Annotated in this window: 12 protein-coding genes; 1 reads left to right on the top strand and 11 read right to left on the bottom strand. The window is 38.2% G+C overall.

Going from position 1 to position 14,811, the window contains the following annotated elements; translation table 11 throughout:
- Positions 1-34: 34 nt before the first annotated feature.
- Both QKW49_RS18560 and QKW49_RS18555 read right to left on the bottom strand, forming a co-directional pair.
- Positions 35-715, bottom strand: coding sequence for an NADH-ubiquinone oxidoreductase-F iron-sulfur binding region domain-containing protein (locus QKW49_RS18560; protein WP_282864137.1), 681 nt, complete (start codon positions 713-715; stop codon positions 35-37).
- A gap of 21 nt (positions 716-736) precedes the next feature.
- The gene (locus QKW49_RS18555) at positions 737-2,854 is read right to left on the bottom strand and encodes an FAD-dependent oxidoreductase (RefSeq protein WP_282864136.1); all 2,118 of its coding nucleotides are present in this window, start codon (positions 2,852-2,854) and stop codon (positions 737-739) included.
- A 184-nt stretch (positions 2,855-3,038) separates the two neighbouring features.
- On the opposite strand from QKW49_RS18555, the gene QKW49_RS18550 reads away from it, so the two are divergent.
- The gene (locus tag QKW49_RS18550) at positions 3,039-3,863 is read left to right on the top strand and encodes a MerR family transcriptional regulator (protein WP_282864135.1); all 825 of its coding nucleotides are present in this window, start codon (positions 3,039-3,041) and stop codon (positions 3,861-3,863) included.
- A gap of 111 nt (positions 3,864-3,974) precedes the next feature.
- On the opposite strand, the gene QKW49_RS18545 is transcribed toward QKW49_RS18550, so the two are convergent.
- The 9 genes from QKW49_RS18545 to QKW49_RS18505 all read right to left on the bottom strand — a co-directional run bounded on the left by QKW49_RS18545 (position 3,975) and on the right by QKW49_RS18505 (position 14,576).
- Positions 3,975-5,003 carry a hypothetical protein gene (locus tag QKW49_RS18545; RefSeq protein ID WP_282864134.1) on the bottom strand — a complete coding sequence of 343 codons (1,029 nt, stop codon included), beginning with the start codon at positions 5,001-5,003 and terminating at the stop codon, positions 3,975-3,977.
- 63 nt (positions 5,004-5,066) lie between these two features.
- Positions 5,067-5,951, bottom strand: a complete 885-nt coding sequence (locus QKW49_RS18540) for a MerR family transcriptional regulator (RefSeq protein WP_282864133.1) — start codon at positions 5,949-5,951, stop codon at positions 5,067-5,069.
- A 296-nt stretch (positions 5,952-6,247) separates the two neighbouring features.
- A complete protein-coding gene (locus QKW49_RS18535) occupies positions 6,248-7,387 on the bottom strand; it encodes a M20/M25/M40 family metallo-hydrolase (RefSeq protein WP_282864132.1) in 1,140 nt (379 codons plus the stop codon).
- 33 nt (positions 7,388-7,420) lie between these two features.
- A complete protein-coding gene (locus QKW49_RS18530) occupies positions 7,421-8,629 on the bottom strand; it encodes a M20/M25/M40 family metallo-hydrolase (RefSeq protein WP_282864131.1) in 1,209 nt (402 codons plus the stop codon).
- Positions 8,607-9,791: an MFS transporter gene (locus QKW49_RS18525; RefSeq protein WP_282864130.1), complete on the bottom strand. Its 1,185-nt coding sequence runs from the start codon at positions 9,789-9,791 to the stop codon at positions 8,607-8,609. The genes QKW49_RS18530 and QKW49_RS18525 overlap by 23 nt, the downstream gene beginning before the upstream one ends.
- A gap of 6 nt (positions 9,792-9,797) precedes the next feature.
- The gene (locus tag QKW49_RS18520) at positions 9,798-11,183 is read right to left on the bottom strand and encodes an AbgT family transporter (protein ID WP_282864129.1); all 1,386 of its coding nucleotides are present in this window, start codon (positions 11,181-11,183) and stop codon (positions 9,798-9,800) included.
- Between the two features lie 140 nt (positions 11,184-11,323).
- Positions 11,324-11,914, bottom strand: a complete 591-nt coding sequence (locus QKW49_RS18515) for a TetR/AcrR family transcriptional regulator (protein WP_282864128.1) — start codon at positions 11,912-11,914, stop codon at positions 11,324-11,326.
- A gap of 538 nt (positions 11,915-12,452) precedes the next feature.
- Positions 12,453-13,397 carry a ketopantoate reductase family protein gene (locus QKW49_RS18510; protein ID WP_282864127.1) on the bottom strand — a complete coding sequence of 315 codons (945 nt, stop codon included), beginning with the start codon at positions 13,395-13,397 and terminating at the stop codon, positions 12,453-12,455.
- A gap of 186 nt (positions 13,398-13,583) precedes the next feature.
- Complete coding sequence (locus QKW49_RS18505; protein WP_282864126.1) at positions 13,584-14,576, bottom strand: metal-dependent hydrolase; 993 nt, start codon at positions 14,574-14,576, stop codon at positions 13,584-13,586.
- Between the last annotated feature and the right edge of the window lie 235 nt (positions 14,577-14,811).

The following is a 14,811-nucleotide window of genomic DNA, read 5'->3' as shown; positions in this document are numbered from 1 at the left end:
TCCTTTTCATATATTTTTTAAGTATGATTACCCTTTATTGTGAACGACGTCTTCTGGACAGCAGTCCTCCACCAAGCCCTGCCGGCTTAAATGTGCCTACAGGAATCGGCTTTTCCGGTGTTTTCGGTTTTATAGCACCTGCTTTGGTAATGGCTGATGATGTGCAAACCTTCATACAATCACCGCATTTATTGCAATTGCTTAGTGAAATCACATGGATTAAACCTGCATCCCCTTCAATAGCCCCGTTAGGACAAGCAACCTTACACTCACCGCAGCCGGTACATTTATCCCCAAGGATATGATAGCTGATGTATTCCTTACATACCAACGCATCACAGCGCTTGCGCTTTAAATGCTTCTCAAAATCATCATACCCTGCATCCAACATGGATTGAAGCATCTCTCCTACAGTTTTTCCATAATCACAGATAGAACCCGCCTTCAAGTTTTCAGCCAATTCGGATAGAATGGCAAGATCACCATCTTTTCCTTTTCCTTCGGTAATATCTTTGATAATCAACGCACTTTGTAAAATGCCTTCCCTGCAAATAACACATCTTCCGCAAGTAGATCTCCTGGCGTATTCAGTAAACTGTTTGGCTTGATTGACGCTGCAGAAGGCTTCATCTTGTTGAACAGTCAGACTCTTTAGATAGTCTTGGATTTCACTTACTTCACAGTCTTTCCAGTCTTTTCTTTCTAAATGTATCAATCTTTATCACCTTCTCTACAATTATTTGACAGCATATTCAGTCCAAAATTTCGGCTTTGTCAGCTTTATACGCAAATCACATTGAAGGCAGCGGCTTGCTTCATGACAAGCATCAGAAGTTTCCAAGCAATGGACTACCTCATTGAAGTTAGACACTCTGAGTTCAGCATGCTCGCAGCTGTTTTTTACCCGTTCTTTTTTTGTGAAACCTTCTTCTTTACCGATATAATCGCTCGGTATTTGCTCCTGTGCTAACTTTTCTTCTATTACGCCGTCACCGCCCAGTTGAATATCTATGTATGCCGCTGCTTTTCTGCCTTCTGCAATAGCTTTAATGACAGAAGCCGTTCCATAAACAGCATCCCCTACTGCGTAGATATTTTCCTGATTCACTTGGCAACTGTTTTTTTCTGTTAAAATCAAGTTGCCTCTTCCGGTTTCTACACCCCATTCTTTCGGTATATCAGGTCTTTGACCGATAGCAAATATGACTGTATCTGCTCCAATGATATGATCCGAATCGGGCGCTATATCTAATATTAATCTTTTATTTTCATCAAAGGCAAAAGATCTCACATCCTGGCACTTAATCCCGCTAACTTTGCCATCGGTGCCCTCAATCGAAACAAAAGTCTTTGAATTTAAAATTCTAACGCCTTCTTCCAAGCCTTCTTCTATTTCTTCTATACTTGCAGTCATATTCTCTCTTGCTTCAAGACAGGCTAACGTTACTTCTTTTGCACCCAGTCTTCTCGCTACTCTGGCGCAATCAAAAGCCACATTCCCGCCTCCGAGAACCACTACTTTATCCCCTAGCTCCACTTTTTCATGCAGAGAGACCTTTTGTAAAAAATCTATATTTTCGTAAATACCGTTGAATTCTGCACCGGGTATGGGAAGCTTGATACCTTTTCCCGTCCCTATTGCTAAAAGGATGGCATCAAACCCCTGCTCCTTCAAAGCTTCTAAAGAAGTAACCGGGTTTCCTGCCTTAATACATACGCCTGCTTCTTCTATGATCGCAATTTCTGCATTCAACGCCTCTCTCGGCAATCGGTATTCCGGGATCCCTGTAGCAAGCATCCCGCCCGCTACCGATTGTTTTTCAAAAACTGTAACTTCATGCCCCTGCTTTACCAAATAGTAAGCTGCGGTTAAACCTGCTGGACCGCTTCCGACGACCGCTATCTTTTTGCCTGTTTTGGGCTTTATCAAAGCTGCATGCTTCCAGAGGCCCTGGTCCTTCTCTGCTAAAAATCGTTTCAGCTCTCGTATAGATACTGCTTCGTTAATATCCTTACGTCTGCATCCCTCTTCACAGAAACGCATACATACATAGCCTAATGAATGAGGGAAAGGTGCTTTCTCTCGAACGACAGCAATTGCCTCTTGAAATTTTTCTTCTTTGATATAACGAACGTATTTAGGTACATCAATATGGGAGGGACACTCTGCCTTACAAGGTACTAGAGCAATTTCACGATTAGGGTGAGGTTTAAAGACACCTTCTTTATCTCTTAGTGCTCCTGTGGGACAAACCTCTATACATGCTCCACAAAAACGGCATCCTCCTTCTTCCAGAGAAACATTTCGTTGCGGTGCTACAATAACACGCCCTTCTTCGTTAATCTGGTAACCCAATACCTCAACACCTCGTACATCTTTACACACCCTGATACATCGGCCACATACCACACAGCGGTTTAGATCCCTGATGATCAATGGATTCCCGGTATTTTCCGGAGCACTGTTTAAGGTTCTTCTTAATCTGGAGGTACTAACACCCAGATACTGGATCAAGGACTGCATCTCACATTTTAAATACTTAAGGCACCCGGTACAATCATCTACATGATTCGCCAGCATCAACTCCATGGATAAACGGCGCATTTCATTTAACTTTTCTGATTTCGTATGTACTACCATCCCATCTCTCACCGGCGTTGTACAAGAAGTTTTTATTTCATCTTCACCGTCTATTTCTACAATACACAATCTGCACGCGCCAATGTCCGGTAAATCCGGATGATGACAAAGATGGGGGATATAGATGTCCGATTCTAGAGCGGCACTCAAGATTGTTTTCCCTTCTTCTGCTTCCACAAGACGATTATCAATCATTATTTTTACTGTACTCAAATTTTTTCACTCCACATCCAATTAACTCAACCAAGCATGTTTGTCATTTATTTAACAGGCTCACCCTTATTATAGACCCTCCCCCAAGGGCAGAGTCAACTTGATTTGCACATTTTTTTATATTTGTATCCCTTTATGAATTCATATATAATAGAACTGGACTTCAAATACTGGGGGGATCTTCTTGCCAAAAAAATACTCAATCGGCGATGTATCAAAAATCATGAATATCTCGGTAAAAGCACTCCGCAATTATGATGCCATAGACTTGCTTAAGCCTTTTTATGTTGATGAGTCATCACGGTATCGCTATTATTCTTATGAACAATTTTTCTATATTGATTTGATACGCTACCTGAATAAGTCTTTATATGTCCCCTTAGAAGATATTAAGTTGATGCTGAACGAAAAAAGAGATCTATCGGATTTGCTGTTATTTCTGGAAAAACATAAGAAATCTGTTGAAGATAAGATCAAGGAGTACGAGTATTCAAGAAATATACTCGCTAAAGTCATTCAGGATATAAAGAAACACTCCCAGAGCAATTTGAGCAATACTATTTTCGAACAGTATCTTTTAAGACGGGAAATCTATGTAAAGGATGCCAATGTTTCTATTTATGATATTGATTCGTATTTTAAACGTAATGAAAAGGTTTTTCACAGCACCCAGGCTGCTGAAGGAAATAATATGTGCTATGTTTATCATAAGGATGACTATGATCCTTCTTCGAACGATTTGCTTATTTCTAAGATGGGGATTATCAGCGATCGAAAGATCGCCGGACTTAATAAGATGGTGTTACCTGAAGGACGCTATGTATGCTGCAAGTTCAGGTATTCGGAAGAAGAGTCCATCCGTGTCATCGCTGCCATTGTCCGTTATGCCGAAAGTAAAAACATCCAATTATCTAAAATAGCCATACAAACCTTTAATATTGTCGACTTGGCAGCTACCAGCAAATATGAGTATGAAATGGAGTTCCAGGTTCTAAGAGAAACGCCTTAAATACAAAAATCTTACCAAGCAGGTGGATAGTATGTAAAATGGGAAGCAGTAAGATGAAACTCTACGCTTCCCATTTTTTATTTTTTTACAAATAATACCAAATAATCAATGCTATTGAAAATTATATTCCTTACTGTCACAGTGTTTTATATTGATACCTTCAAGAACAAAATGCAAAGCATCTTCCTTGGAAAAACCCGGAACAGAGAAGCAACTGTATAACGGTAAGCCGTGTACTCCCCGAGGAACCGTTTCTTCTTTATTCTTTGCTGTAACAAAAATAGCTGTAGGACCGTGTGCACCACCAATGATACCAATTGACGAGGCTGCGGTAGGGCTAAATCCATCTTCCGGGATTTCTGTGTATTGGATGCTGCTATTAAACTGCAGGGAATCGCCCTGGGGTAAAGCAGGCTCTATTTCATACATGGCCTGTACAGCGTAGAAGCTCCTGTTTCCGTCTTCGCCCATTGGCAATTTCACAAGCTCTGCGTTTTGGAAGTACAATGTATGTTTAATTCCCGTTTTCGGATGTTCAAAGCAAATCTTTTTTTGGCTTTCTTTGTCTGATATTCTAAAATGAATATCTAACGGTGAAAACCATTGTACAGGGCACATAGACAGTTTTACGCTGCTTACTTTGTTAAGACGTAAAAAACGCAGCATTTTTTGTACTTTAAAGTTCGTTTTAGGGTATGGTACACAAAAACGCTCACAAGCAAAGCAATCCGTATCCTTTAGAATCAAAGAATATGCCTTTCGCACAAATATCAGCTCATCCTCCTGCCGTGCCCAGGGTATACTGATAGCGCTGCTGGAAGAATAACCGCTTTCCGCTTGTTTTCCGTTTATCCATATCTCGTTGATTGGCATAGGCTGATAAGGATGTTCCTGCTCTGCACAACGCTGCTGCAATGGTGTCAGCGTTTCCTCGATGGCTTCATACTTTTCAAAGAACGCACGGAGCTTTGTTTCATCCAAAAAAGTGATGACATCAAAAACGATGCCTTTTGAAAAACGATATATCACAGGAATGCAGTGTCTGGTTCCTGCGTACTTAAAATGCCAGTTTACCTTCTGCCGCACTCCACCAAGCCCATTGCCTTTGTCCCATAGACTAGAGTTATAATATATTTTCATTTGTCCACCTCTGATTTAGTCAATATTAGATAGATGGTTTATTCTCTTTTTTTGATTAGCAAATTATTTATAAATATCTTTTGCCTGTGGATACTGAGCTAAGAATTTTTCATTTGCCATTTTGAGCTTTTCTTGATACTTCCTATAGGAAGTACTCAATATTATCAAATTAGGAATAAACACTTCGTAGTATCCGTTACTTTTTTGAAATTCTATGAGCGTCTGTTGGATTCTATAGGCGGAGCTTTCTCTGAACTCTTCTGAATTTCGGTACTCCAAATACTGCTCTATGCTATCCTTATTTTTCTCCATAAAATCGCTGTAGCCGTTGATAGCAGCATTTGTGGCTTCATCCATTCTATCAATGTCTATTTCATTTAACACGTTAAATACTTCTGAAAGATATTGTTCCAATTCTTGTGAAAACACAGTAGTATCTATCTTATCAAGAAATTCAATAATCCTGCAATATGCTATTTCTTTTTCAGGGCTATCAATCTTTTCATCTAGGAATTTCCCAAAATGTATATACAGATACTTTCCATAACTTCCTGGAAAAGCATGCAGTAATTTATCTTTGATCATAGTATTAGGGTCTAATTTTCTTTCAACCTCGGTAAATACTCCTTCAATATCGTAACCGCTTTGTATTAAATGATTCAAGCACTCGTATTCAGTCCTAACTTGCCGCATTTGAATTTCTTTTTTCATCTTATATTCAGCTAATGCTTTATGCTTATCCTCACTTTTAATAATCATCTTAATATCGGCAATACTAATGCTAAGCTTTCTAAGCATGGCAATTTCTTTTAATCTCACTAAATCATTATACGTAAAACGTCTATACCCATTGCTTTCATATTCAAATTGAATTAACCCTCTTTTTTCATAATACTCTATAGCCTTTTTGGTCAAACCGCATTCTTTGCAGACTTCATTAATTAACATTTTGTCACCTCAACTATATTGTATACCAACCCCTAAGGTGACAGTCAAGACTTCTGTGAAAAGATTATCTATAATTCCTTTCCAAAACAATTTATTCCATAGCAAGCTTTTATCAGTTCTAATGTCATTTACTCTCCAGTCATTACTTTACATAAAATTCAATCACAAATTATTTTTTCTCAAGTTAGCGTGATTATGATTAATAACTTTTTACACTACCAGTAAATATAACAAAATATTTTAAATATACGAAAAGCAGCTCAAGCTATTTTGAGCTGCCTAAACTTATCATAAAATCAAGCTTCTTTTACGTACTGCAGCATAAGGGCTAATGCTATACTCATTCCGGCCGGTATACTGTCAAGATCCACCCATTCTTCTCTTTTATGAGCCCCGCCTCCTACAATCGTACCGATTGTATTGGCCAATACGCCTCTTGAAAGAGGTATATTCCCATCAGTTGAATACGGTTGAATATCCATCGGTCCATCATAATACTTTTTTATGATGGAAATGTTATTTTCAGTCCAGGATTTAAGAAGTTCACCATTCATCTCTCCTTTTCCCGGACGAATTCCCAATATCTCAGCCTTAATCCTTTTACCTGAACTTCTCAAATCAGAAATTATTTTGTTGAATTTTCCCTCCATATCAGATAAGCACTTCTGACTTGGAGATCGATACTCATAAAGAATAACTGCTTCCTGTGGAATTGAATTTACCGTTGTGCCGCCTTCAATATATCCAACATTATATGTTGTCTTTTCTTCTGTCGGAACTTCTACTTCATATAATCCCTGAATAAGAGATGCCATTGTGCAAACCGCATTTTCATTTCCAAAATCCAGATAAGAATGCCCACCATCACCTTTTACAGAAATTCGGTATCTGTAAGATCCCACCGGTATGCTGGTGCACTGGGACATATATCCGTCAAAAGAATAAAATTCTGTAATACGATTACCAAAGTTGTTAAATATTTCTTTACAACCCTCTAAGTTTCCCAAACCTTCCTCGCAGGAATTCGCAACAAACAGTACACCTTTTTTCATGGGAATCTTATGGTTTAAAAAATATTTTGCTGCCATCATAAGATTTACCAGATTGGCGGTATCATCTCCGATTCCCGGTGCATATAACTTTTTTCCTTCTCTTCGCATGGGCAGTTCTTCTTTGTCAGGAAACACAATATCCGTATGAGCCATAAACACAGCAATATCTTCATACTTATCACAATCTACAGCACATATAACGTTTTTTGCTTCATCAATCCAAACTTCATCAGCACCTTGCTCCATAAACCATCTCATACAAAATTCTGCACGTTTTTCTTCATGGCGGCTAGGTGCCGGAATCTTCCCTAGCTTTTCCAGAAGTTCAATTGCTTCTTGCAAATGCGCATCTACGTAGTCTTTGATTAACTGTTCTTGCTCCATTTTTTCCCTACCCTCCTATAAAAGTAAAAGTAATTACAGTTTTTTTATGCGATGTTCCAGACAGCCATCCAATCCTGCCAGTCCAAGAATCAAAAGAAGGTCCCTCTGGGGTCCTAAAAAAGCATCTATCGGTTCAAACCATTCGTGAACCGTATGAACTTTTCCTTCTTTTCCACCACGTCCTACAGTAATAGCTGGAATTCCCATACTAATTGGAATATTGGCATCCGTACTGCTCTCGTCACGAAGTTCAGGTTCAATTCCCAAAAGTTCTGCTGCTCCCCATGCAGTTTTTACGATTGTGCAATCTTTTGGTTGAGTGCCCGCAGGACGGTTGCCTTTCATTATAATCTCCGCAACGACATTTTCATTAGATTCCCATCTTTTATTTTCTTCTTGTACTGCTAAATCAACAGCCTCTTTCAGCTCCATGCTCAGACGGTTCAACTCCTCACTACTGTCAGAACGGATATCCACAAGCATGGAACAAGATGCAGAAATTGTATTAACGGACGTTCCTCCTTCTACAATCCCCACATTAAAAGTCGTTTTGGGAATATTAGGGGCTTGAAATTGTGAAATTGCATTGATAGCTCTTCCCATGGCATGAATTGGATTCGGTAACCCAAAATCAGCAAAGCTATGACCGCCGCATCCTCGGAATATGACCTGATACCGATGACTTCCGGTAGCCGTATATACAATTCCACCGGTCACGGGATTATCGATCGAGACAAATGCATCAATTGAATTTGGGTTTTCAAAAATATGTTTCACACCTTTTAAATCACCCAGGCCCTCTTCACATACATTTGCACAAAAAATAATATCTCCTTGAGCTCTGATTCCAAAAGCTTTCATGGCTCGTGCTATCGTAAATAATTCAGCTACCGCTCTAGTATCATCATTAATACCGGGACAGTAATACACATCCCCTTCTTTTCTAACTTTTATATCTGTTTCGATTGGAAATACAGTATCGGTATGGGCTGCCAGCATAATAACAGGCCCATTTCCTGTTCCGGGTATTGTACCCATAACATTCCATACCTCATCAATTTTTACATTCTCAAGACCAATCTCTTCAAATTTATCTTTCACGTAAATAGCCCGTTTCCCTTCATTATGGGAAGGTGCCGGTATTTCGCAAAGTTCCAGGTGCTCCCTTAATGTTTTGTTATCATCTTCTTTTATGAATTGAATTGCTTTTACTACTGTTTCATTTTTCAATAATGACTGCACAGTTTTTCAAATCCTTTCTTCTATAAACTCCGTTAAAGATGATCCCTACTGCCGCAATTCCCAGCATCACAGCGAGAAATGTAAAGCGGAACCGATAGCCGCTCTGTCCTAATACCCGTTCAACCAACTGCAATATATAAACACACAAGGATTGACCAATAAACATACTGGCTGTCATAAATGTAACCAACTTTGTGTTTTCATCTTTCGTTCCGGATAATTGGCCGATTTTAAGAAACACACCAGAATAAAAAATACTGTAGCTGCCACCAATTAGTGCAGCAAATCCTGCTATCAAGATAATATCGGAACATACTGCCAGTCCTGCATACCCTGTACCCATCATAATACAAGCCAAGGCAAAAATAAACTGCTTAAATGTACTTCTGAGTTTATCAGTAATTAAGCCTATCAGAAAACCGAAGAGCATAAATGCAGCTACAACAGAACCTGAACTTGAAGTTCCTCCAATTCCTTCTTGTTTCATAAATAACGAAATGCTTACAGAAAATGTATAGAACGCTACATTAATTAGTCCCATGCTTAAAATGACCAAAAAAGCTTTCCAGTTAAATTTCTGATTTACTTCTTTGGCATTCCTGTTTATTCCACCTGCAGAATCATTAGGAAGATATCTAAGATTTAATCCTAGAGTAAGTAATGCCACAAAATAAATGGCAAATGCAAGTCTCCAATGTATTCCTACTAGTTTTCCAACTATAACAGAAGAAATAATTCCCATTAAGTATGACGCAGAGGCTGAATACCCTATTAAACGCTCCTTCTTCCTACCTGAAAAATGAGCACTGATTAATGCTTGTGCCATCGGGGTAACCAATCCACAGCCGATACCCAGAACAGCTCTTCCTGCAAGCATCATATAAAAATTAGGCATTAGCCCGGCCCCTACGCCACCAATCAGGTATAATATAATCCCCAGAATCAGAACTTTTTTCATTCCTATCCTCTCCGTAAAATACTTACACAGAAAACAGGAAGGAATAATAAATAGCGGTGTAATTGTAAGTACTAACTGAATTTGCTCATCACCCATCTGTGGAAATGCACTCTTAATCCCAGCAAGAGCAGGTGCTACTGCCAAGCTTCCTAAAATTGTAATCATGGAAACTGATAGTATTGCAAGAGCTTTTTTATCACTCATAAATAATTAATATCCTATCATTTGTGCAATAACAAGAAGAACTGCTCCTATCACATACCATAAAAGCACCAATTTCCAAATGAATTTAAGCCACTTTTGATAAGGGACATTGGACAATACTAAAAATGCCATTAATGCGGCAGAATGCGGGAAAATAATGTTTGTAAAGCCATCGCCATAGTTGAGTGCCAGTATTGCTGTTTCCGGAGACATTCCTATAATCCGGGCAACCGGAAGCATCACCGGCATAGTAACCACTGCCTGCCCACTTCCGGATGTAATAAAGAAGTTAATAATTGTATGTATCAGCAACATTCCGGGAGCCTGTAAAAATGTAGGGAAATAATTTAACCATCCTGATACGCTATGAACAACTGTATCTAAAATATGACCGTTACCAAGGACTATGGAAATCGTTCTTGCAAAAGCAATTAGAATGATAGCACGTACAACCAATTTGCTTCCTTCTGCAAATTGCATACATATTTCATTCGCACGCATACCATAGACAATACCGCCAAGAGCACCTAGAACAATAAAGAAAGCCGACATTTGCTGGAAGCCCCAAGCAAGTTTTGTACACCCATAAACTAATACAATAAGGGAAATACCTACGGTTACAAGAACCAGAATTTGACGAACTGTTAATTTTTCATCAATGGTTTGGGTATCTGAAGTTATACTTGGCTTTATACCATAAACATAACTATATGAAGGATCGGCTTTTACTTTATTTGCATAACGAATCACATAAAAAATAGTTACAGCCGTAAAGATAAAAAATCCGATTAAACGGAATCCTATTCCATGAAAAATCGGAAGCCCGGCTAATTGGTTACCGATACCTGTGGTGGATGGGTTCAGCATACCGGCATTGGGCCCCATTGCTGCCGCTAGGGCAATCATAGCCACACCGACCATTTCATCATATCCTAACTGATACGACATCAAGAGTGCAACCGGTACAAATGCTATAAACGGATTATAACCCATCGGAGAGCTTAATACTGAAATAACAAACATGATAACTGCAATTGCTATTGTCTGACGCTTGCTAAACTTTCTTATTACTGTACTGGTTAAGGCCCGCAACGCTCCTGTTGCCATTATAATTTGCATGGAGCCCGTGAAAATAAGTATCGCAAATATCAAACTACTGGAATCATAAAAACCTTTCACCAACAACATTGGAATTTTCCAGATGGAAACCGGAGTGTTTTCTATGTACTTGAAAACATCCGGATTGATAACCATCTTCCCGGTTTCGGATTTTATTCTCTCATATTCTCCGGCTGGAATAATATAGGTGAGAATACATGCCAATACTGCCATAATAATTACAATAATGAATTCGTGCGGGAATGACCACTTTTTCCTTTTTGTTGTTTCCATTTTGTACCCCCTCATTATAAGAATAGTAGATTAATTTAGAAAAAGCCTGAGTATTATAATATTCAAACTTTTTCATAAACATACATTTATAAATATATGTATATCATGTAAATCATCCCTTGTCAATACTACATTGTAAATTAGTAAATTATATTACTTAATAATTCCCATATTTCTTTTTCTGAAAATTGAATCATGGAGTTATTCCAAGTATTTCTAGTATGAAGACCTTCATAAATCAAATACAACGCCTGTGCCACTTTATCTTTAGGCTTTTTTAATGTATTTCCGGATTTTTTTTCAATCTCAGTTAAAACTCCTTCTAAATATCCTAAAAATTTAATCCTATTTTGATATATTCTATTTTCAATACTAGAGAATTCAGCTTCTTCCAGAAGATAATGAGGAATTCTGTTAACAAACTGAAACCATTTAACATGCCTGATGGGCATAAGAAAAAGATTTGTCAGTCGTTCTTCAGCAGACATACTATAGTCATTTTGATATTTCTTTCTCATAATTTCAAGCCGATCTAAAATATTCTGGAGAACAGAAAAATAAATTTCTTCTTTTGTCTTGAAATGCCAATTTACTGCACCTCTTGTCATCCCCATCTCCATGGCGATATCATCTCTTGTCATCCTCTCAAAGCCTTTTCTATTGATAATTTCGAAACTGGCATCCAGTATAGCTTGTCTGGTTTGCTCAGCATCTTCTTTTGTTCTTTTCAAAAACACTCCACCCCTTCATATCTTAAGCTTATCTTAATTTTCAGTTCAAGTAATATATTCACCCGGCCTGTTTTTGCAACACTCAAGTTTCGTGATTTACATATTTATTTAACATACATTTCTATATGTCAGTAAATGATTATACACTAATTTCTTTTTTATGAAAAGCCTAATATGCAGTAAATATCGTCTAGAATTTGCAATAGATAGGGATCGCAAAGAAGTTGGAAAGAAATGTTTCAAGCCTGACCTTTTTTCTGCAAAGTACCATTTTCTATTCACATTATCCCCATTATGGTATTTAGCTGCATATTATTCCACTAATACCCTGAAGAGCATTAGGCACTAATTCATTTACCATTACAAACTGCTCCGGTATATCCAAGACATGTTTGATATTAAAATCTGATGAAGATCTAAACCCGAATCTATAATCCTATTAATCCCGGCATTTTTAACCTGGTTAGGCACTACGCAAGATAAACGTAGCCAGCGAAATAGTCCTTTGTACCACCCAAAAGCCTTGCCCATCACAATTTTAAATATCTTTCTTCTGAAACATTCCCATATTTTTCTCTTCACATACCTTAATCCCATGGTAAAACATCCAGTTCATAGGTGTTTCGATCCCCAGTTCCTCACCCAGTTTCACCACCTTGCCGGCAAACATTTCAATTTCTGTTATACGACCGCTTTCTAAATCCTGCAGCGTGGAAGGTTTGTTACAAAATCGCAGCCGCTTAAGTGTATCTTCCTGACGCTCTATGTCTTCTTGTCCTAGGTCAATACCAAGCCGATTTGCAATTTGGACCACCTCCCACATAGCTTTGCGTCGGATTGCATTAGCATGGTTACTTACCCGGAAGGCACCAAAGGGGATACCTAGCATTGCACAGGTCATATTTTCACCGATATTACACATAAATTTGAACCACATGCCTCTTATCATATCCGGGTATATATTATATTTTATTTTGGAGGCATCAAATAATTCTTTGATAGATTTAACTCTCTCGGATAATTCACTATTCCATTTCTCTCCAAAATATACTTTTCCCCACTCAGGGTCATAGTTTGCAACCCCATCTTTCATAACTATAGATACTCTCATATAGGAATACAGAATGTGTTCCCAACCATAGACTGCTGCAATCCGTTCTTCACTGTCAATTCCATTCATCACGCAAATAATCTGGGTATTCTCTCCAACCTGATTGCGAATATCATGGATGGCTTGAGTAAGTCCGGTATCTTTTACTGCCATTATAATCAAGTCAGCCGGATCACCTGTTGTTTCCGGAGTAATAACAGTGAAATGGTGCCTAATCCCGTTAACAATCACACCTTTTGATTGTATCCTCTCCTTGCGTTCACCGTCGGCAAGTACCCTGAAGTTTTCTTCGCCTAGGTATGCGTCCAGCTTTGGTGCAAAAAAAACTCCCATTGCTCCCAAGCCAATTAGAGTTACCTTTTTAATTTTCATCGTATTCTCCTTTACTTATCATGGATTTTACGCAATTACTAATCTCCTAAGCCATATTATATCCATTTCATGCCATACCATCAACCGACAATTTTGTTAGAACCTTTCAGGCCCCTGCGGGCAATGCTATCTCAATAAAATTTTCAAGTAATCCTTCATATCCGTTCTGCGTTCGGCTTTCCTTTCTTATGAATTCGTGAAAGTCCCTCTTACAAGCACTATGATACCAATTGATATACATACGATATAAATAGTTTCCAATAAGTTGCCCCATCCCGTTCCGGTAATCATTATCGGAACTCTTAATCTAATATTGAATACATTATAGATACATCTGTACAACATATTCTTACGCAGATAGTTGTGCACTCTCAATTTTCTAAAGACAAGCGGCACTACTGATAGAGGTACTCCTCTCCCTGTAAATAAATCCCCAAGATACAAGTGACTGAAATATCCTATAAAGAAAGCTACTGCAAGATAATCATATCCCAGATGTCTCGCGATATACCAGAACGCTGCAGTCAATAGAAATATTCCTTCAACACTATGCATAAAAGTGCGGTGCGGAAATAGTACCATAAGGATAAACAATCCGCTGACAATAAAGATAACATTATCCTTCAGGTATAAATAATTATATATGGCTAATGCCGCTCCGGTTCCACCATATAGCAAAAGCATGATCATCCTTTTAACCTTTCTGCCTGTCCGATAAATTCCTGAAGAAATGCATGTATAAATCCATCCTATAACCGGAATGTATTTAATTGCTTTATTGTTACTTAAGCCAACTATAATGACAAATATTATCAAAGCATATGTCATATGTTGCGCATAAGTAGATAATAAGGGTATAAGTCTTATATAGGCAATTATTTGTCTCGAATACCATAGTATTAATGCACCGGTTACAATCGTTAGCGAGTATCTTGTAATAAGTACCACTTTTTTCTCAATTTTCTCTATCACTTTATATGATGTACCCAATAAAGGATTCATCCGATTTATGTTGCTATTTTCGCAGTCGGCATCTGGCAGCAGTGCACCAAAAGCAGCTGCGATTGCTCCTATCAGTGATATTTCATAATCAAATACCTTCAAAAACACGTGTAATGGCAGTAATCCAATCAATACATAATATAAAATACCTATTTTAAAATGTGTTTTTCCCATCATATGCGTATTTTCCCTTTATTCTTTCTTTACCCTCTTTAATATTGCCACATCATATTTATGAGTTCTCTCCATCTCATGACCAAAAAAGGGTCTGCTATAGATAGCGATTCTGGGCATACATGGAGAATTCGATCATCAAATTAACATAAAACCGCTTATATCATTATAGCAAAATCTGTATTAGTTTCAAGACCTGGTTAGCCTCCGGTTATGGCAAATCAGTCCCCCCTCCTTC

This window comes from Petroclostridium sp. X23, assembly GCF_030013905.1.
Taxonomy (GTDB): Bacteria; Bacillota; Clostridia; order SK-Y3; family SK-Y3; genus X23.
This window is presented reverse-complemented; position numbering and strand designations above follow the sequence as displayed.